General features: G+C 66.5%; 13 protein-coding genes and 1 tRNA gene. 5 read left to right on the forward strand and 9 right to left on the reverse strand.

The features are described 5' to 3' along the window. Positions 1-149 precede the first annotated feature (149 nt). The 4 genes from BHE97_RS14540 to BHE97_RS14555 form a co-directional block, all read right to left on the reverse strand. Positions 150-2516: a hypothetical protein gene (locus BHE97_RS14540; RefSeq protein ID WP_087624756.1), complete on the reverse strand. Its 2367-nt coding sequence runs from the start codon at positions 2514-2516 to the stop codon at positions 150-152. Further along, positions 2516-3046 carry a hypothetical protein gene (locus BHE97_RS14545; protein ID WP_087624757.1) on the reverse strand — a complete coding sequence of 177 codons (531 nt, stop codon included), beginning with the start codon at positions 3044-3046 and terminating at the stop codon, positions 2516-2518. Before BHE97_RS14545 ends, BHE97_RS14540 begins: the two co-directional genes overlap by 1 nt. Positions 3047-3205: 159 nt before the next feature. Then, entirely contained in the window at positions 3206-5878 is a 2673-nt protein-coding gene (gene polA, locus BHE97_RS14550; RefSeq protein ID WP_087624758.1) for a DNA polymerase I, read from the reverse strand. A 33-nt stretch (positions 5879-5911) separates the two neighbouring features. Continuing rightward, complete coding sequence (locus tag BHE97_RS14555; RefSeq protein ID WP_170931438.1) at positions 5912-6496, reverse strand: GNAT family N-acetyltransferase; 585 nt, start codon at positions 6494-6496, stop codon at positions 5912-5914. 237 nt (positions 6497-6733) lie between these two features. Between BHE97_RS14555 and BHE97_RS14560 the strand changes: the two genes are divergently transcribed. From BHE97_RS14560 to BHE97_RS14575, 4 genes are read left to right on the forward strand one after another with little or no spacing between them, the layout of a single operon-like run. Next, positions 6734-8038, forward strand: a complete 1305-nt coding sequence (locus BHE97_RS14560; protein WP_170931439.1) for a carboxypeptidase regulatory-like domain-containing protein — start codon at positions 6734-6736, stop codon at positions 8036-8038. A 9-nt stretch (positions 8039-8047) separates the two neighbouring features. After that, positions 8048-9043, forward strand: a complete 996-nt coding sequence (locus BHE97_RS14565) for a branched-chain amino acid ABC transporter permease (RefSeq protein ID WP_087624761.1) — start codon at positions 8048-8050, stop codon at positions 9041-9043. Further along, positions 9033-9962 (forward strand): ABC transporter ATP-binding protein, encoded by a 930-nt coding sequence (locus BHE97_RS14570; RefSeq protein WP_087624762.1) that lies wholly within the window; start codon positions 9033-9035, stop codon positions 9960-9962. Before BHE97_RS14565 ends, BHE97_RS14570 begins: the two co-directional genes overlap by 11 nt. Then, the gene (locus BHE97_RS14575; protein WP_087624763.1) at positions 9955-10737 is read left to right on the forward strand and encodes an ABC transporter ATP-binding protein; all 783 of its coding nucleotides are present in this window, start codon (positions 9955-9957) and stop codon (positions 10735-10737) included. The genes BHE97_RS14570 and BHE97_RS14575 overlap by 8 nt, the downstream gene beginning before the upstream one ends. Positions 10738-10874: 137 nt before the next feature. On the opposite strand, the gene BHE97_RS14580 is transcribed toward BHE97_RS14575, so the two are convergent. Together BHE97_RS14580 and BHE97_RS14585 are read right to left on the reverse strand one after the other, a co-directional pair. Next, positions 10875-12134: an ABC transporter substrate-binding protein gene (locus BHE97_RS14580; protein ID WP_087624764.1), complete on the reverse strand. Its 1260-nt coding sequence runs from the start codon at positions 12132-12134 to the stop codon at positions 10875-10877. A 131-nt stretch (positions 12135-12265) separates the two neighbouring features. Continuing rightward, on the reverse strand, positions 12266-12859 hold the full coding sequence (locus tag BHE97_RS14585) for a response regulator (RefSeq protein WP_087624765.1): 594 nt from the start codon (positions 12857-12859) through the stop codon (positions 12266-12268). Positions 12860-12900: 41 nt separating this feature from the next. On the opposite strand from BHE97_RS14585, the gene BHE97_RS14590 reads away from it, so the two are divergent. Further along, a tRNA-Leu gene (locus BHE97_RS14590) sits at positions 12901-12983 on the forward strand. A 314-nt stretch (positions 12984-13297) separates the two neighbouring features. On the opposite strand, the gene pyk is transcribed toward BHE97_RS14590, so the two are convergent. The 3 genes from pyk to gltB form a co-directional block, all read right to left on the reverse strand. Next, on the reverse strand, positions 13298-14755 hold the full coding sequence (gene pyk, locus BHE97_RS14595; RefSeq protein ID WP_087624766.1) for a pyruvate kinase: 1458 nt from the start codon (positions 14753-14755) through the stop codon (positions 13298-13300). 125 nt (positions 14756-14880) lie between these two features. Then, complete coding sequence (locus BHE97_RS14600; protein WP_087624767.1) at positions 14881-16347, reverse strand: glutamate synthase subunit beta; 1467 nt, start codon at positions 16345-16347, stop codon at positions 14881-14883. Further along, positions 16340-20875, reverse strand: coding sequence for a glutamate synthase large subunit (gene gltB, locus BHE97_RS14605; RefSeq protein WP_087624768.1), 4536 nt, complete (start codon positions 20873-20875; stop codon positions 16340-16342). Before gltB ends, BHE97_RS14600 begins: the two co-directional genes overlap by 8 nt. Positions 20876-20980: the final 105 nt, after the last annotated feature.

The raw sequence follows: 20980 nt of genomic DNA on the forward strand, positions 1-20980 counted from the left end.
CTGCCTCAAACGCCTCATCGCCCGCGAGGTCTACTACGTCCTCACCGCGACCAATCTCCCGAGTCAGCAAACACCGAAGGCAGCTTGACATCCATAGGAGCATCCGCCCGGCGAAGAGGATCACCGGACGGCCACTCGGGCTCGCGAACTCAGCGGAGACGACGACGCAAGGCCAGCCCGCCCAGACCGAGCAGCGCCACCGCGGCGGCAGCACCGACACGCAACATGTTGGCCCGGTCCTCACCGTCCTCTGCCGAGAGCGTCAACTTGTACGCCGTCCGCGAAGTCGCGCCCTCCGGGCTGCCGTACGGCTGCAGCTGCGATGCCCGCTCGGCACCCGCTTCGATGAGCGCGTACTTCTCGCCGTAGCTCATCGCCGTGCTGTTGCCGACATTGACGAGCTGCGATGTGCCCTGGTCGGAGAGCTGCTGCGCTCCCTCGGGCAACGCGGGAGCGCTCTGCGCGGCCTGATCGAGGCCATCGGCGAGCTTGCCCGCGCCCTCGTCCAGCTTGCCCGCACCTTGGGCCAACCTGACCGCACCGGGTGCGAGCTCCCCCGTTCCGGCTGCGAGCCTGACCGCACCTTCGGCGAGCTTTGTAGCGCCCGGTGCCAACACCGCGGCCCCGGCAGCGAGCTTCCCTGTGCCGCCAGCGAGCTCATTCGCTCCGCTGGAGAGGCGGTCGGTGCCAGCGGAAAGGTCACGCGTACCTGCGGCGAGTTGGCTAGCGCCTCCATTCAGCATGTCGGCACCCGTCTTCAGCTTCCCCAGGCCCGTGACGAGATCATTGCCTCCGGCCGCGAGCTCATTCAGCCCCGCACCGAGTCGTGCGGTTCCACCTCGGAGTGTCTCGACTCCCGGATCGGCCGAAGGACCGATTCGGGAGTCGAGCGTGGACAGGCCCCCTTTAAGTCTCTCGAGACCCGGCACGATCCGTGAGTCCACGCCGTTCTTCGAACCGTCAATGATCGCGCGCGCCTGTCCAAGACGCAGGACGGTCGGATCGTTGGCTGGATCCGGAGACGCCGCGACGGCTCCCTGGTACAGCCCATCGATCAGCGTGTAGGCCGTGCCCAAACTCGCCGATAACCCAGGTGTCGCCCCCGGATTCGGGTCAAAGGGTGCGGTCATCCCCGCGAGCAGCTGGTCGACGCCGCTCATCAAAGTCGGGCCACCTTCCGACGTCGTTCCTGGCCTGAGCGCCAGCTGCGCCTGAGCCAGGCCACCATCGAGCTTGGTCACCCCGGTGCGCAGCTGTGCCACTCCGTCCAACAAGGCTGGCGCTTTGCTCTGTGCTTCGCCAAGACCGTTGGCCAACTCACCCGCGCCTCCGGCCACCCGGCCTGCTCCGGCGTCCAACTTCTGGGCGCCCGTGTTCAGTTCTCCAGCGCCTCCGGCCAGCTGCTTCGCGCCAGCCTTGAGCTGCTGCGCACCGGTGTTCAACTCGCCGGCACCACCGGCCAATTGCCCCGCTCCCGCGTTGAGCCGTTGGGCTCCGGAATTGAGCTCGCCGGCTCCGCCGCTGAGCTTGTTCGCACCGGCGGACAGCTCCCCCGTTCCCGAACGCAGCTGGCCCGCTCCGTCATCCAGCTGCAGGATCCCGGCGACGAGCTCCTCGGCACCGTCGCGGATCTTCAGTAGATTCTGGTCGATCTTCGCCGCACCCTCGGTGAGGTCCACACCAGATTCCGCACCGCCCTTGTAGCTGGCCGCCCCTCCGGAGAACGAGGGGCTCTCCAACGGATTGACCGGAAGCACCGACATGTTCGCCTCCGGGATGATCCCGTCGGTGATCTCCGCGGTGTAGCCGAAGGTCGTGCGGTCCGATCCGATCGGCGGGAACAGCGTCATCGTGAACGACAGCAACGTGCCGCCCTTACCGTCACCGGCAGCATTGGCCTGCTCACTCTGCACGTCGGTGAAGTTCGAGGGCAACACCGTGGACATCGACCCCACGAGCGGGACGACGACCGACATCGCGCGGGTCTTCTCGTTACCCTCGCCATCGGTGTACGTGACCTCCTGCTGCTTCCCCGTCATGTTGCGCACCGAGTAGGTGACCTCGAGAATGCCGTCCTTGCCGACGACCTCACCGGGCTCCACCTTCTCGCCGTCGAGTCGGTACTCCACGCGCACATCGACGGGTAACTCGCCGTCATAGTCCGCGACGCTGCGATACGCCTTCTCTCCCTTGACCGAGGTGGAGATCCTCTGCTTGCCGTCGCGCACCGACGGTCCGCCGAAACCGTTGAGATTCCGCAGACCATCGGTCGAGACAGGATTCTCGATGTCGACTGTCCCGTCCCCGCTCACCACGAGTTGGTCGTAGATCCGCTGGCTCGACACCCGGCCGGTGGCCGACAGCTTCGCATCGACCGTCTCGGTATTGGTGATCGAGACATCGCCCTTCACACCCGTCGCCACAGCGGACGCCACCATGGGAGCCTGCGTCGCCAGAACCAAGCATCCGCTCATCGCCGCCAATGTCGCGACGGCGGCCCTGCGCTGCCTCCTCATCACGCCAGCTCCCTCTCGTGTGCCGCCAGGTGACGGTTGTGCTGCGGACGGTCGACGCACAAGGCAGTGACCACCAGTCCCACGACAACCGCCAGCACGAGGCTCGTCATCGTGGAGACCGACTCGGTGGCGAACAGCGGCGGATTGTCGGCGAAGACATGCTCATAAGCGCCGGCGAAGCCGGCTCCACCCAGCAGCACGGCCCAGAGCGGCAGTCTGCCGCGGGCGATGACGGAGACCGCGGTCAGGGCGAGCACCACGACACCGATGACCAAAGCGCGACCGACGGCCGTGTCCGGCAGGAGCGCGACCCGCACCGCATAGCCGATCCACGCCACAGCGAGGCCGACGGCGAATGCGGCAGTGCGGGCTCCGAGCCCGCGGTCGGGAACCAGCGCTACGACGGCGCCGAGACCGATCCCGAGGATGGCGACGAAAGTGATGCCGAGGTCCAGTCCCTCGCCCAACATCACGAAAACGGCCGCTGCGAGTGCCAAGAGGGCACCAGCGACCCATTCTCCCTTATGCATATTGTGATTCCGGATCCGCGAATGAGGGGCGATCCGGATCTCCCTTCCACTCGATGTGAATCAGATCACATCGGGTGGAGTTTGGGAATCATTCAGGCAACACGACATTCGCTCTTCACCGAAATGCAATCCAGCCGAGGGCGCGGGCCTGTACGACCGTCAGTGCCCGGCCTCGTGCCAGCTGCGACCGTGGCCGACCGACACGTCCAACGGTACCGAGAGGCTGGCGGCCGAGGCCATCTGCTCGCGCACCAGCTTCTCGACCCGCTCCTCCTCGCCACGAGCGACGTCCAGCACCAGTTCATCGTGCACCTGGAGCAACATCCGCGATCGCAGGCCGGCATCGGTCAACGCCGTCTCGACGCCGAGCATCGCGACCTTGATGATGTCGGCGGCCGAGCCCTGGATCGGCGCGTTGAGCGCCATCCGCTCGGCCATCTCCCGGCGCTGACGATTGTCGCTCTGGAGATCCGGCAGATACCGGCGCCGGCCCATGATGGTCTCGGTGAAGCCGGTCTGCCGCGCTTCGTCGACGATGCCGGCGAGATAGTCTCGCACCCCGCCGAAGGTCTGGAAGTAGTCATCCATCAGCAGTTGCGCCTCGCTCGGCGCGATGCCCAGCTGCTGACCCAGCCCGTAGGAGGACAGTCCATACGCCAGGCCGTAGTTCATCGCCTTGATCCGTGCCCGCAGCCCGCCATCGATATCGCCTGGATCACGGTCGAAGACCTTGGCGGCCATGACGGTGTGGAAGTCGTGGCCGGACTTGAAGGCCTCGATCAGATCGGCGTCCTCGGACAAGTGTGCCATGATCCGCATCTCGATCTGGCTGTAGTCGGCGGTCAGCAGGGACTCGTAACCCTCTCCCACGACGAAGGCCTCGCGGATGCGGCGCCCGGATTCCGTGCGGATCGGGATGTTCTGCAGATTCGGGTCGGCCGAGCTGAGACGCCCCGTCGCCGCGATGGTCTGGTAGTAGGTGGTGTGGATACGGCCATCGGGCTGCACGGTCTTCTGCAGTCCCTCGACGGTCTGTCGCAGGCGGGTGACATCCCGATGGGCGAGCAGATGCTCCAGGAAGGGGTGCTCGGTCTTGGTGTAGAGGGACTGCAGGGCGTCCGCATCGGTCGTGTAGCCGGTCTTGGTGCGCTTGGTCTTGGGCATGCCGAGCTCGTCGAAGAGGACCACCTGCAGCTGCTTGGGCGACCCGAGATTGACCTCCCGCCCGATGACCGCGTACGCGTCCTGCGCCGCGGCGACCATACGGTCGGTGAACTCGGCGTGCAAGGCATCGAGGTGCGCACCATCGATCGCGATACCGCGGGACTCCATCCGGCGCAGCACCTCGATCAGCGGGAGCTCAACCTTCTCGAAGAGCTCGAGCGCACCGTGCTGCTCGACCTGCGGACGCAGCTCCGCCCACAGATCGAGCGCGGCGCGAGCCCGTTGTGCGGCGGCGTCCGCCCCCGCGGTGTCGTCGTCGAAGGCGAGCTGGCCCGAGTCGTCGCTCGCCGAGATCTCACGGTGCAGATACCGGACCGATAGGTCGGCCAGGTCATAGGAGCGCTGGTCCGGTCGTACCAGGTACGCCGCCAATGCGGTGTCGGCGCGCAACCCGGCCGTCTCCCACCCCTGTGCGAGCAGCGCGTGGAACTGTCCCTTGGCGTCGTGCATGACCAGACCACGATCCGTATCGGCCAGCCATGCGGCGATGGCGACATCATCGTCCGGAGTGAGCCGGTCGACGGAGACCCACATGGCAGCGCCGTCCCCGGTGGCCATCGCCAGCGTGTCGGCCCGCGCACCACTGGGACGCAGGACCCCGCCGACATCGACACCGACCTCGACACCCGGGACGGCATGCTCGGCGAGCCAGGCTCCCACCTCACCGGGACCGGGGAGGGTCAGCGCGAGATCGAGCGTCGCGCCGGAGGCCGATTCATCGCTGCCGCCGAGGTAGTCGAACAGCCGCTCTCGCAGCGCCGAGAACTCGAGAGCATCGAAGACCCGGTGGATCGCGTCGCGATTCCACTCATTGGTGAAGCCCAACTCCGCGGGTGTCGCGGACAGCTCCAGATCGCGGATCAACGCATTGAGCCGGCGGTTGCGCACCACATCGTCGAGGTGGTCCCGCAGTGACTGACCCGCCTTGCCACCGATGGAATCGACGTGGGCGATGATGCCGTCGAGCCCGTCGTGGGCGGTGATCCACTTGGCCGCGGTCTTGGGCCCCACCCCCGGCACGCCGGGGAGATTGTCGCTCGTCTCCCCCACCAGAGCGGCGAGATCGGGATACCGTCCGGGCGGCACGCCGTACTTCTCCTCGACCGATGCCGGGGTCATCCGGGCGAGATCGGATACCCCGCGCTTGGGATAGAGCACCGTGGTCCGCGAGGTCACCAGCTGCAGAGCATCGCGATCCCCCGTGCAGATCAGCACCTCCATACCGGCCTCCTCAGCCTCGCGGGAGAGCGTGGCGATGATGTCATCGGCCTCGAAGCCGGGCTTCTCCAGATAGGTGATGCCCAGCGCCTCGAGCACCTCCTTGATGAGCTCGACCTGCCCCTTGAACTCCTGCGGTGAGGCCGACCGATTGGCCTTGTACCCGGCGTACTCCTCGGTACGGAAGGAGGCACGCGAGATATCGAAGGCGACGCCGACATGTGTCGGCTGCTCATCGCGCAGCACATTGATGAGCATCGACGTGAAACCGAACACTGCATTGGTGCTCTGGCCCGTCGTGGTCGAGAAGTTCTCCACCGGGAGCGCGAAGAAGGCGCGGTAGGCGACAGAATGGCCGTCGATCAATAGCAGTCGGTCCACATCGAACACCCTAGTGGTCGGCACCGACAGCACAGTCCGAGGTCAGTTGAGCGCGGCCTCCTGGCGGCGTCGCAGCGTGCGGCGGACCGCCAATAGCCGGCCATTGCCCCGGGCATGGGCGATCTTGTCGTCCAGCCGCGCGCGCAAGCGGCTCGTCTGCACGGCCCGCAGCACCGCCAGCTGGTTGAAGCCGACCTTCGTGAAGTAGCGATTGGTCTCGCGAGCCTGTACCGGAACGCTGGCTACGACGATCTCGCAACCGTTCTCCTCCGCATGCGCGGCCATCGCCGACAACAGCAGGCGAGCCACCGACCGACGCCGGTACTCCGGGTGGACGTGGACATCGGTGACGATCAGCATGCCCGCCCGGCTGATCGGCGACACAGTGGCCAGATCGCCGACGACGACGCCTATGACACGATCGTCGTCCAGTGCCACGATCATCCGACGTGCGCGGTGCTCGAAGTTGTAGGCCATCGCCTCCGCGGCCTCGGCCTCGTCCGGGCGACGCCACAGCATCTGCTGTGTGAACGCCTCAGGTCCATCACCCTGGCCGGCCTCGGCGCAGGCCGTCCAGAGCTCGACCAGGCTCCGCGCGTCATCGACCGTCGCGTCTCGCAATGTCACTGCCGCACGGCTTCCCATCGATCCGCTGCCCTCCGCATGACTCCCCGAACAAGGCCTTAGCGTACGCCCCGCTCCTCCGCCGGGACAGCCCCTCCGACCCTCCGGAACCGGACGTGCTTGTCCGAACAAAGAAATCGAACTGTTACCGCCGTCCACTGCACACTCACCCCGAATCCACCTATGCTCATGCGGAACGCGGACAGCCCGCTGTCCGTAACTGACGAGCAGGAGAACTGTGTGCGACGACGTCTGACGTCTGTGCTCGCGCTGCTAGGGGGGATGCTCTTCCTTGCCACCAGCGCCGCGAGCGGATCTGCGTTAGCAACGCTTCCCAGCGAAACGGAGGGACAGAACACCATCACCGTCCGTGTGGTCGACTCACGCGATGAAGCCGACAACGACCCGGTCGCCGATGTCGACGTCGAGGTCGCCAAGGACGACGGGAGCTTCGAGGAGACCGCGACCACCGATACCGACGGCCAGGCGGTGGTGGAGATCCCCGCCAACGGCACGTACACGGTCGAGGTCGATGAGGACACTCTGCCGTCAGGTGCCGAGCTCGAAGACGGCCGGTCCGCGCTGGAGGTGCAGATCCTCACCAGTGGCAACCGAGCCGTGCAGTTCAATATCGGCGACGAGGCCGCGAGCGGGCCGGGCCTGGGCCAGCAGTTGGTCAACGGACTCACCTCGGGGGTGAAGTTCGGCGCCATCATCGGGCTCGCCGCACTGGGACTGTCGCTCATCTTCGGCACCACGGGGCTGACCAACTTCGCGCACGGTGAGCTCATCACCCTCGGCGCGGTGTTCACGCTCTTCCTCAACCGCGGCCTCGGCCTTCCGGTGGTGGTGGCGGGATTCGGCGCCGTACTCCTCGCGGGACTCTTCGGCTGGGGACAGGACCGTGCGCTCTGGAGACCGCTGCGCAATCGCGGCACCGGGCTCATCGCGATGATGATCGTGAGCATCGGCTTCGCGATCCTCTTGCGCTACCTGTTCCAGTACGTCATCGGCGGACGCACGCAGCCGCTGACCCAGTACGTCACTCAGTCGCGCATCTCCCTCGGGCCGGTCTCCATGACCCCGAAGGAGATCTTCATCGTGGTCGTCTCCTTCACCGTCATCGCGCTCGCCTGCCTCCTGCTCATGAAGACCCGGCTCGGCAAGGCGACCCGGGCGGTGTCGGACAATCCGGCATTGGCGGCCTCCTCGGGCATGCGAGTCGATGGAGTCGTCACCACCGTCTGGATCCTCGGCACGGGACTCACAGGCCTTGCCGGCGTCATGCTCGCCCTGGATCAGCAGGTCATGTTCCGGATGGGCTTCAACCTCCTGCTGCTCGTCTTCGCCGCGGTCTGCCTCGGTGGACTCGGCACCATCTGGGGAGCACTACTCGGCAGCCTCATCATCGGCATCCTCGTCGAGGTGTCCCCGGTGCTGGGCATGCCGGCAGAGCTCAAGCCGGTGGGCGCGCTCATCGCGCTCATCCTCATCCTGCTGCTGAGACCGCAAGGCATCCTCGGCCGCACCGAGCGGATCGGATAAGGGGACGCCATGAACTGGGCATATATCTTCGAATTCGCCATCACGCAGGCTCTCGGGCCCACCGCCGTGGTGTACGCGCTGGCCGCGATCGGCCTGAACATCCACTTCGGTTACACCGGTCTGTTGAACTTCGGCCAAGCCGGCTTCATGGCCGTTGGCGCCTACGGCACCGCCGCGAGCGTCGTGACCTTCGGCATCCCGCTGTGGGCCGGACTCCTCGTCGGCCTGCTCGCCACCGTGGTGCTCGCTCTCATCCTGGGCGTCCCGACACTACGACTACGGGCCGACTATCTGGCCATCGCGACGATCGCCGCGGCGGAGATCCTCCGCAGGATCTTCCAGTCGGTGACCTTCTCGGACACCTTCGGCGGCAGCACCGGTCTCAGCGGATTCGCGCGCGACTTCTACGCACTGAATCCGTATACCGAGACCGTCAGCCTCGGCTTCATCAGCTTCCGCAACACCACGGCGTGGGTGCTGACCGTCGGCTGGGGACTCGTCCTGTTGTCGTGCCTCATCGTCTGGGCCGCCACCAAGAGCCCGTGGGGACGCGTCCTGAAGTCGATCCGGGAGGACGAGGACGCCGTGCGGTCGCTCGGCAAGAACGTCTATTGGTACAAGATGCAGGCGCTGATCCTGGGCGGCCTGTTCGGCGGTCTGGGCGGCATCGTGCTGATCCTGAGCCAGTCGGCGGCCGTCCCGACCGACTTCGCCACCAACACAACCTTCTTCGCCTGGGCGTGTCTCCTGCTCGGCGGAGCGGCTCGCGTCTGGGGTCCCGTCGTCGGTGCGATCATCTTCTGGTTCCTGCTGAACTTCCTCGGCGAGTTCTTCTCGCAGATGACGCGCGGCGCGGATCCGATCCTGCCGACCTGGCTCATGACCGAGACGCAGGCGAGCCTCATCCGTTTCATCATCCTGGGACTGGGGCTCATGCTGTTGATGATCTTCCGGCCACAGGGAATCTTCGGCGATCGAAGGGAGCTGGCGATCGATGCCCGCTGACACCAACGCCACCACCACCGGGCCGGCGGCCCTACAGGGCCTGGCGACCGAGCCGGGCGTCCCGAAGCCCGATCCGATCCTCGTCGGTGACAAGATCAAGCGCAGTTTCGGCGGTCTGACGGCCGTCGACGTGGCCCACATCGAGGTCCAGCGCGGTGCGATCACGGCCCTCATCGGGCCCAACGGCGCCGGCAAGACCACGCTGTTCAACCTGCTGACCGGCTTCGACAAGCCGGACTCGGGCAGGTGGTCCTTCAACGACAAGTCGCTCGACGGGGTGCCGGCCTTCAAGGTCGCCCGCCGGGGCATGGTGCGCACGTTCCAGCTGACGAAGGTCCTCGCGAAGCTCACCGTGATCGAGAACATGCGACTGGGCGCCACCGGACAACGCGGTGAGAAGTTCCTCAGCGCGCTGTTCCGTCCGCTGTGGAAGAGCCAGGAGGATGAGATCACCCGACGGGCCGATGACCTGCTCGCCCGGTTCACACTCGACGCGAAACGCGAGGACTTCGCCGGATCGCTGTCAGGGGGCCAGCGCAAGTTGTTGGAGATGGCTCGCGCACTCATGGTCGATCCCGAGCTCGTCATGCTCGATGAGCCGATGGCCGGGGTCAATCCGGCCCTCAAGCAGTCCCTTCTCGGACATGTGAAGTCACTGCGCGAGGACGGCCGCACCGTGCTCTTCGTCGAACACGACATGGACATGGTCCGAGACATCTCCGACTGGGTCATCGTGATGGCCCAGGGCGAGATCGTCGCCGAGGGCACACCCGCGCAGGTGATGGCCGACGAAAGGGTGATCGATGCCTACCTCGGCGCTCACCACGACACTGACCTGACCGAGCTGGACGAGGAGGCTGTGCAGGCTGAGGCCGAAGCAGAGCTCGACCAGGAAGAGGAGGTGAAGAAGGATGACTGACACCGACGCTCTCGCGATCGAACGTGAGAAGCACCTGACCGGCGCCGAGGACGCGGTGCTACGTGCCGATGATCTGATCGCCGGCTACCTCCCGGGCGTCAACATCCTCAACGGGGCGGACCTGTACTGCCAGCGAGGGGAGCTCGTCGGCATCATCGGCCCGAACGGAGCGGGCAAGTCGACCCTGTTGAAGTCACTCTTCGGTCTGGTCAAGGTGCACAGCGGCACCGTCAAGCTCGAAGGTCAGGACATCACGAATCAACGGGCCGATCAGCTGGTCGCCAAGGGAATCGGCTTCGTCCCGCAGACGAACAACGTGTTCCCGAGTCTGACGATCGAGGAGAACCTCGAGATGGGGTGCTACCAGGCTCCCCGTCAGTTCACCGAACGCTTCGAGTTCGTGACCGATCTGTTCCCACGGCTCGGCGAGCGACGGAAGCAGCGGGCAGGGTCACTGTCCGGTGGTGAGCGTCAGATGGTGGCGATGGGACGCGCCCTCATGATGGATCCGTCGGTATTGCTCCTCGACGAGCCGTCGGCGGGCCTCTCCCCTGTCCTTCAGGACGAGGTCTTCGTGCAGACCCGCACGATCAACAAGGCCGGCGTCTCGGTCATCATGGTCGAGCAGAATGCTCGTCGATGCCTCCAGATCTGCGATCGCGGCTATGTGCTCGATCAGGGCCGCAATGCCTACAGCGGACGCGGACGCCAGCTGGCCAACGACCCGAAGGTGATCGAACTCTACCTCGGCACCCTCGGCGCCAAGGCCGACTGAACCGCACCACGAGCAGGGGGCTGGACCACGGGGTCCAGCCCCCTCGTCGTGTCCCTGTCTCCCACGTCACTGTGCGGACCGACGAGAGCCCCGGCCGGTCGGCCGGGGCTCTCGCCACCTCAGATGGTGCTGGAGTCTCAGATCTCTCCGAGGATGTAGTCCAGCGGGCTGTGGTTGTTATTGGCGCCGTACTCGTAGACACCGATGGTGGCGGCCGTCGGGCTGCCGGTGTCACCGAGCTCGATCGGACCGGACGCGCCGTCGTAGTCGATGTCCTCGCCGTTCTCCAGCAGCTCCTTGCAGTCGGCGAAGGTCTCGCACTTGGTGCCGTCCTTGGTCACCTCGATGATGTGCTCGGCGATATCCGTGCCGGCATCGGAGTCGGCCGCGATGGCCGCGAGTGCCGAGACGATCACCGCGTCATAGGACTCCGCCGAGTAGGTGAAGTCGTTCAGATCCGGATCGATCTCCAGCAGACGGTTACGGAAATCGTCCGAGAGCTCCGGGCCAGGCATCGTCGCTTTGACGCCCTCGAGGGTGCCCTCGGGGAACTCACCCTCGTAGTTGGCGATATTGCCGTCCACGAAGTAGATCTGGACATCGGCGGGACCGACACCGGCCGAGACCATCTCCGGGATGATGCGCTTGGTCTCGTCGAAGGCGATCAGGGCGACCGCGTCCGCGCCCGAATCGGCGATTTGCTGGATCTCGGTGCCGAAGGTCGTGGCATTGGGGTCATAGGGCACGGCGGCGTCGACGGTGCCACCGCTCTGCTCGAAGACCTCCGTGACGACATTGGCGAGCGCGTCGCCGTAGTCGTCCTGGCGCGAGAGGATCGCCAGATTGCTGTGTCCGTCGCTCGCCGCCAGGTTGGCGAGAACATTGCCCTGCAGAACATCTGAGGGCGCCGTGCGGAAGTAGAGCCCGCCATCGTCGTATTCGTCGAACGCCGGCGAGGTGTTGGCCGGCGAGAACTGCACGACGCCGGCGCCCGTGATCTGGTCGATGACCGTCATCGAGACACCGGAGGCCGCCGCGCCGACGATGACATCGGCATTCTTGCTCAGCAGATTGTCGACCTCGCCCGGGGCGATATTCGGTTCGCCGTCGCCGGAATCGGCGCGCTCGTGGACGACCTCCTCGCCAAGGACGCCACCGGCCTCGTTGATCTCCTGGACCGCGAGATCGACGCCCGCGAACTCCGGGGGGCCGAGGAACGAGAGGCTGCCGGTCTGGGGAAGCAGCGAGCCGATGGTGAGGACACCGTCGGCTTCGACCGAGGAGCCGCCGCCGGAGTCACCGTCGGCGCTGTCGTCATCGCCGCCACAGGCCGCGAGCACCAGGGCGCTCGCCGACGCCACAGCCGCGAGGCGGAGTGTCTTGCTCGTGCGCTTCATCAATCCTCCGATAGGTCAGTCGTCACCCGGGTGGTCCCGGACGTGATTGCAGAGGACTCTAATCGCCAAATGTGACGTTCGGCGCACTGTGAGGTATTTCAGGTGTTTCGTAGCCAAGTTGTAACTCTCGGTCACCCGCGCAACGAGGGTCCGTGCTCGATCACGGCCTCGGCGACCTCGCGCATGGACATGCGGACGTCCATCGCCGTCTTCTGGATCCAGCGAAAGGCCTCGGGCTCGGTGATCGCCAGAGCCTCCTGGAGCATCGACTTGGCGCGTTCGACGGCCTTGCGGGTGGCGAGCTGCTCGGACAGGTCGTCGATCTCACTCTCCAAGAGACGGATCTCGGCGAACCTACTGCGGGCCATCTCGATCGCAGGGATGAGGTCCGCCGCGGTGAAGGGCTTGACGAGGTACGCCATGGCACCTGCCTCACGGGCGCGCTCGACGAGTTCGCGCTGGCTGAAGGCGGTGAGCATGACGACCGGTGCGAGACGGGCCCGAGCGATCTGGGAGGCCGCGGCGATGCCGTCAAGCTTGGGCATCTTGACGTCCATCACGACGAGATCGGGTCGATGCTCAGTGGTCAGCGTGACGGCCTGCTCGCCATCGGCGGCCTGGGCGACGACATCGTAACCGGCTTCGCCGAGCATCTCCGCCAGATCCATGCGGATCAGCGCCTCATCCTCGGCGATGACGACACGCGGGGTCGAGCGCGGGGGCATAGAGGTCACCCCTTAAGGTTATCGGGCGCGCTGTCGCAGGAGCCGGGTTGGCGGAATGGTAGACGCGATGGTCTCAAAAACCATTGTCCGAAAGGGCGTGCGGGTTCGAGTCCCGCACCCGGCACCGCCGCGCGAGCACGCCCGCAGAGCGAGTTGATGTCGCTAAGTCCGCACTCACGGCTGAGCCCCTCCCGAACCGCGCACCTCGCGACCTAAGACGTACCTCGGACGTGACCATCCGCGGCCTCAGCCCGGTGCCGGCTTGCCGGCTGGCGAGATCACGAACCCGGTCGAGCCACGCCCGACCCATCTCAGTCCCCCGAGACATTCCGCCCCAGCCTCACGAGGTTTGTCCACTTGTGGCCCGTTTCCGAGGTCAGAAACGGGCCACAAGTGGACAAATCTTGGACCGGGACGGTCCTCAGGAAGCCCAGCGGGTCAGTGAGGGGTCTCGTCGATCTCGTAGGCCGGGACGACGTGGTTGATGGCATCGCCCATGTTGTGCACACGCAGGGCGTTGGTCGATCCCGGGATGCCCGGAGGGGCACCGGCCACGATGACGACCTGCGTCCCCGCGGCGCATTTGCCGATATCGAGCAGCGCGCGGTCGACCTGCAGCACCATCTGGTCGGTGTGCTTGACCTCGGGCACCAGGAAGGTCTCCACACCCCAGGTGAGCGCCAACTGGTCTCGGACCTTGGCATGCGGGGTGAAGGCGATGACCGGGATATGCGAGCGGTACCGGGCCATGCGGCGCGCGGAATCGCCGCTGGTGGTGAAGGCCACGACGTACTCCGCCTCGACCGACTCGGCGACCTGCGACGCCGCGCGGCAGATGATGCCGCGCTTGGTCTTGGGCTGCCAGGTGTACTCGGCCATCCGCGGGAGTCCGTGGTCCTCGGTGGACTCGACGATCCGCGCCATGATCTTGACCGTCTGCACCGGGAACTGGCCGACACTCGTCTCGCCGGACAGCATCACCGCGTCGGCACCGTCGAGCACAGCATTCGCCACATCGGACGCCTCGGCGCGGGTCGGCCGCGGAGCGGAGATCATCGACTCCAGCATCTGTGTCGCCACGATGACCGGCTTGGCATTGCGGCGGGCCTTCTCGATGATCGTCTTCTGCACGAGCGGGACATCCTCGAGGGGCAACTCCACGCCGAGATCGCCGCGCGCGACCATGAAGCCGTCGAAGGCGTCCATGATCTCGTCGAGATTGGCCACAGCCTGGGGCTTCTCGATCTTGGCGATGATCGGGACGAAGACACCCTCCTCGCGCATGATCGCGCGAACATCCTCCGCATCGGCGGCGGTGCGGACGAAGGACAGCGCGATGAAGTCGACATTGGAACGCAGCGCGAAACGCAGGTCCTCGACATCCTTCTCGCTCAACGCCGGTACGCTGACGTTCACCCCCGGCAGGTTGATGCCCTTGTTGTTGCTGACCGGCCCGGGCACCTCGACCGTGGTGACGACATCGGTGTCGGTGACCTCGGTGGCCCGCAGGCGTACCTTGCCATCGTCGATGAGGATCTCGTCACCCTCGCTGACATCCCCGGGCAAGCCCTTGAACGTCGTCGAGGCACGCTCACGGTCGCCGATGACGTCCTCGGTGGTGATGGTGAACGTGTCACCGACCTTGAGCTCATAGGGTCCGTCCTCGAACCGGCCGAGGCGGATCTTGGGTCCCTGCAGATCGGCGAGGACGGCGATGGCCTTGCCCGTGGCCTCAGCAGCGCGACGCACGCGCTCCAGGCGCTTGAGCTGCTCGCTCTGGTCGCCGTGGCTCATGTTCAGGCGAGCGACATCCATCCCCGCGATCGCGAGTTCGAGGATGCGCTCCGCAGTGTCGGTCGCGGGTCCGAGGGTGCAAACGATTTTGGCTCTACGCACGCCCCTCAGTCTAGTGGCGCGAAGAAGCTACTAGCGAGTTCACGAGCCCCGCGCCGATCGGCACCGCGAAGCGGACGGCCCCGGCCACACGGGGGTGACCGAGGCCGTCGCGCGATGGGGCGACGTCAGACCGTCAACGGACGATCCGTGGGCTTGATCGGCCGCGGCAGGGTTGACGTCCCATCGGTGAGATAGGCGTCGACACCCGCGGCAGCCGCACGGCCCTCTGCGATCGCCCACACGATGAGCGACTGGCCGCGCCCACAGTCGCCGGCCACGAACACGCCGTCGACGCTGGACATGAAGTTCACGTCCCGCACGACATTGCCGCGCTCGTCCAGCTCGACACCAAGCTGTTCGACGACACCCTCTTTCTCGGGCCCCGTGAAGCCCATCGCGAACAGCACCAGCTGGGCGGGGATCACCCGCTCGGAGCCCTCGACCTCCTCGAAGCGACCGTCCTTCATCTCCACCTCGGTGATCCGCAGACCCGTGACGTCTCCGTCCTCGCCCACGAACTCCTTGGTCGAGACGGCGTAGACGCGGTCACCGCCCTCCTCGTGGGCCGACGCCACGCGGTAGATCATCGGATAGGTCGGCCACGGCTGATGCTCGGGACGGTCCTCCCCCGGCTGGGGCATGATCTCCAGACTGGTCACCGAGCGGGCACCCTGACGGATAGCGGTGCCGAGGCAGTCCGCACCCGTGTCACCACCGCCGATGATGACGACATCCTTGCCGGTCGCGACGATCTGGTCCTCGACCTCCTCGCCGAGAGCCACACGATTGGCCTGCGGCAGGTAGTCCATCGCCTGGTGAATGCCACCGAGCTCGCGCCCCGGCGCCGGCAGATCACGTCGGACCGTCGCGCCGATCGCGAGCACGACCGCGTCGTAACGGTCACGCAGCTGCGTACCGGTGATCTTCTCACCGATCCGCACACCGGTACGGAACACGGTGCCCTCACGCTGCATCTGCAAGATGCGGCGGTCGACATGCTCCTTCTCCATCTTGAACTCCGGGATGCCGTACCGCAGCAGTCCGCCGGGCTGGTCGTCGCGCTCGTAGACCGCGACGGTATGTCCCGACCGGGTCAGCTGCTGCGCCACGGCCAGACCCGCGGGTCCGGAACCGACGACGGCCACGGTCTTGCCGGTGAGCCACTCCGGGGGCTCGGGTTGGACGTTGTTCTCGTCCCAGGCCTTGTCGATGATCGAGACCTCGACATTCTTGATCGTGACCGGGTCACGATTGATGCCGACGACACATGAGGTCTCGCACGGAGCAGGACACAACCGCCCGGTGAACTCCGGGAAGTTGTTGGTGGCGTGCAAGCGCTCGATCGCATCGGACCAGTCGTCGCGCCACACCAGGTCGTTCCACTCCGGGATCAGATTGCCCAATGGGCAGCCCTGATGGCAGAACGGGATGCCGCAGTCCATGCAGCGCCCGGCCTGCTCGGTGATGATCGGCAGCAGGGCACGCCCAGCGCCACCGGGGTAGACCTCTTTCCAATCTTTCACTCGCTCCTCGACGGGACGGCGCTCGGCCACCCGGCGCGGAGTGGTCATGAAGCCACGGGGATCAGCCACGAGCGGCCACCTCCATCATGCGTGCAGTCGTCTCTTCATCGGTCAGCCCCTCGGCCTCGGCGGCATCGCGTGCCTCGAGCACCTTTCGGTAGTTGACCGGCATGATCTCGCGGAACCGGCCCAGGGCCGTGTCCCAGTCCTTCAGCAGCCCCTCGGCAACCGTCGATCCGGTCTCCTCGGCGTGCCGCTGAACGATGCCGCGCAGCCACTCGCCGGTCTCGGCGGGCACGGCGCGGACCTCGACGAGCTCGCGGTTGACGAGGTCTTCGTCGAGGTCGAGCACATAACCCTGTCCGCCGCTCATACCGGCCGCGACATTGCGGCCGGTCGGGCCGAGGATCACCGCGCGGCCACCGGTCATGTATTCCAAGGCGTGGTCACCCACGCCCTCGACCACCGCGGTGGCGCCCGAGTTCCGGACACAGAACCGTTCACCGACCTGTCCGCGCAGGAACAGCTCGCCGGACGTGGCACCGAAGCCGATGACATTGCCGGCCAGGATCTGCTCCTCGGCCACGTAACCGGCATCGCGCGGCGGGCGCACGATGATCCGGCCCCCCGACAGGCCCTTGCCGACGTAGTCGTTGCCGTCACCCTCGAGTCTCAGCGTGATGCCGCGGGGCACGAAGGCTCCGAAGGATTGTCCGGCCGATCCGAGGAAGGTGATGTCGATCGTGTCATCGGGCAGTCCCTCACCGCGGTACCGCTTGGTCACCTCATGGCCGAGCATCGTGCCGACCGTCCGGTTGACATTGCGGATGGCGACCTGGGCGCGCACCGGCTCGCCCCGCTCGAGCGCATCGGCGCTGAGAGCGATGAGCTCGTTGTCGAGTGCTCGGTCGAGCGCGTGGTCCTGTCGCGTGGTGCAGTACAGCGACGCATCCTCGGGGAGTTCGGGACGGTAGAACACCGGCGAGAGGTCAAGGCTGCTGGCCTTCCAGTGGTCGATCGCCTCACGCGTATCAAGCATCTCGACGTGACCCACGGCCTCGTCGATCGAACGGAAGCCGAGCGCCGCGAGATGCTCGCGGACCTCCTGCGCGATGAACTCGAAGAAGTTCACCACGTACTCCGCCTTGCCGGAGTACTTCTCGCGCAACGCCTGGTTCTGCGTCGCGACACCCACCGGGCACGTGTCCAGGTGGCACACGCGCATCATGATGCAGCCACTCACGACCAGGGGCGCCGTCGCGAAGCCGAACTCCTCCGCGCCGAGAAGCGCCGCGATCACGACATCGCGCCCGGTCTTGAGCTGGCCATCGCACTGCACGACGATGCGGTCGCGCAGGCCGTTGATGAGCAGCGTCTGCTGGGTCTCGGCGAGGCCGAGCTCCCAGGGACCGCCGGCGTGCTTGAGCGAGGTCAGCGGCGAGGCGCCCGTGCCACCGTCGTGTCCGGAGATCAGCACGACATCGGCCTTGGCCTTCGAGACCCCGGCCGCGACCGTCCCGACACCCACCTCGGATACGAGCTTGACGTGCACCCGTGCCGAAGGATTGGCGTTCTTCAGATCGTGGATCAGCTGCTTGAGATCCTCGATCGAGTAGATGTCGTGGTGCGGCGGCGGGCTGATGAGGCCGACACCGGGCGTGGAGTGACGGGTCGTGGCCACCCAGGGGTAGACCTTCGGGCCAGGCAGCTGTCCACCCTCACCTGGCTTGGCTCCCTGGGCCATCTTGATCTGGATGTCATCGGCATTCGACAGGTACTCGCTGGTGACGCCGAAGCGGCCTGAGGCGACCTGCTTGATCGCCGAGCGGCGCTCCGGGTCGTACAGACGCTCGGGGTCCTCGCCGCCCTCACCGGTGTTGGACTTGCCGCCCAGACGGTTCATCGCGATCGCCAGGGTCTCATGCGCCTCCTGGCTGATCGAGCCGTAGCTCATCGCCCCGGTCGAGAAGCGTTTGACGATCTCGCTGACCGGCTCGACCTCGTCGACGGAGATCGGCGCGCGCTCACCGTCGACGAAGCGGAACAGGCCGCGCAGCGTCATCAGGCGCTCGCTCTGCTCGTCGACGCGCTGCGTGTACTGCTTGAAGATGTCGTAGCGGCCCGTGCGGGTGGAGTGCTGGAGCCGGAAGACCGTCTCGGGATCGAAGAGGTGCTCGGGGCCCTCACGCCGCCACTGGTACTCGCCGCCGACCTCGAGCTGCCGGCGATGGCCGATGATGCCCTTGGTCGGGTACGCCTTGAGATGACGCTCGCGCACCTCCTCGGCGAGCACGTCGAGGCCCACGCCGCCGAGCTTGCTCGCGGTGCCGGTGAAATAGCGCTCGATCACCTCATGGGACAGGCCGACGGCTTCGAAGATCTGCGCACCGGTGTACGACGCGACGGTCGAGACGCCCATCTTGCTCATGACCTTGAGCACGCCCTTGCCGAGCCCGTAGACGATATTGCGGGCCGCGGACTCGGGCTCGACATCGTGGACGTAGACCGCCTGGCGGGCGAGGTCCTCGGCGGTCTCGAGCGCGAGATACGGGTTGACGGCCGTCGCGCCGAAGCCGATGAGCAGGGCCACGTGGTGGACCTCGCGGACATCTCCGGCCTCGATCAGCAGACCGGCCTGGGTGCGGAGCTTCTCGCGCACCATGTGGTGGTGCACGGCACCTGTCAGGAGCAGCGAGGGGATCGGGGCGAGGTCGGCATTGGAGTGACGATCCGAGAGGACGATGACCCGTGCTCCCCGCTCGGTGATCGCCGCCGACACGTCGGCGCAGATCTCGTCGAGGCGGGCGCGCAGCGCCTCTCCTCCGCCGTGCACGTCGTAGAGACCACGGACGACGTGCACACTGAAGCCCGGCATGTCACCGTCGCGGTTCATGTGCCGGATCTTGGCGAGCTCGTCGTTGTCGATGACCGGGAACGGCAGCTGCAGCATCCGGCAGCTCGCCGGACTCGGCGCGAGCAGGTTGCGCTCGGGGCCGATCGTGCCCGCGAGGGACGTGACGACCTCCTCGCGGATCGCGTCCAGCGGCGGATTGGTCACCTGCGCGAAAAGCTGGCTGAAGTAGTCGAAGAGCTGACGGGGACGATCCGAGAGCGCCGCGATCGGCGTGTCGGTGCCCATCGAGCCGATCGCCTCGGCGCCGGTCCGGGCGATCGGCGCGATCAGCCGCCGCACCTCCTCGGCGGTATAGCCGAAGACCTGCTGACGGCGGGCCACCGAGGCATGCGTGTGGACGATGTGCTCGAGATCGGGCAGGTCCTCGAAACGCACGAGGCCGGAGTACAACCACTCGTCGTAGGGGTTCTCCTGGGCCAGCTGGCTCTTGATCTCCTCGTCCTCGATCACCCGGTGCTGCTCCAGATCGAGCAGGAACATGCGCCCCGGCTCGAGACGACCCTTGCGGACGATCGTGGCGGGGTCCAGGTCGAGCACGCCGGCCTCGGAGGCCAGCACGACGAGTCCGTCGTCGGTGATCCAGTAGCGTCCCGGGCGCAGACCGTTGCGGTCCAGTACGGCTCCGATCTGCGTGCCATCGGTGAAACAGATACATGCGGGCCCGTCCCAGGGCTCCATGACAGTGGAGTGGAACTCGTAGAAGGCTCGGCGTGCCGGATCCATCTCGGCGTTGTTCTCCCACGCCTCGGGCACCATCATCATGACCGCGTGCGGCAGCGGGCGTCCACCGAGGTGGAGCAGCTCCAGCACCTCGTCGAAGGACGCTGTGTCCGAGCCCTCGGGGCTGCAGATCGGGTACAGCCGGCTCAGATCCCCAGGGATCAGGTCGCTCTCCAGCAGTGCCTCGCGGGCGCGCATCCAGTTGCGGTTGCCCATGGCGGTGTTGATCTCGCCGTTGTGGGCCACATAGCGGAAGGGATGGGCCAGCGGCCAGCTCGGGAAGGTGTTCGTGGAGAACCGGCTGTGCACGATGGCGAGTGCGGACTCCATGCGCTCGTCGAGCAGGTCGGGGAAGAACTCCTCCAGCTGCTCGGTGGTGAGCATGCCCTTGTAGACCAGCGTGCGGCTGGACAACGACGGGAAGTAGACGGCGGCCTCGTGCTGGGCGCGCTTGTTCAACGCGTAGGCGAGCCGGTCGAGCTCCACGCCGGTGCGTCCGGGCTCCGCCGGCGCGACGAAGCACAGCTCGAAGGCGGGCATGGCGGAGCGGGCCATCGAACCGAGGATGTCCGGCTGCGTCGGCACCTCGCGCCAGCCGAGGACGGTCAGCCCCTCCTCCGCGGCGATGCGTTCCACCGATGCCTTGGCGTTCGCGACATCATCGATCGGCAGGAAGGCCATGCCGGCGGCGTAGGCACCGCGCTCGGGCAGCTCCACCGGACTCACCGCACGCAGGAACCGGTCGGGAATCTGCATGAGCATGCCGGCACCGTCGCCGGTATTGGGCTCGCCGCCGACGGCGCCGCGGTGGTCGAGATTGCGCAGCGCCGTGAGGCCCTGCGCGACGATGGTGTGACTCGCCTCGCCGGTCAGCGTCGCGACGAAGGCGACGCCGCAGGCGTCGTGCTCGAATCGCGGGTCGTAGAGACCCTGTGCCGGGGGAAGCGATGAGAAAATCGACATGCAGCCGTCCTCACGTCGTCTGGAACTACCTGGAAAGGGCGCTGTGCTCGGTGCACTGGCACCGGGGACGACGTTGGCCACGGACAGCTTGGCGAGTCTACCGCA

The sequence above is a fragment of the Aeromicrobium sp. PE09-221 genome (genome assembly GCF_002174305.1).
In the GTDB taxonomy this organism is placed as follows: domain Bacteria; phylum Actinomycetota; class Actinomycetes; order Propionibacteriales; family Nocardioidaceae; genus Aeromicrobium.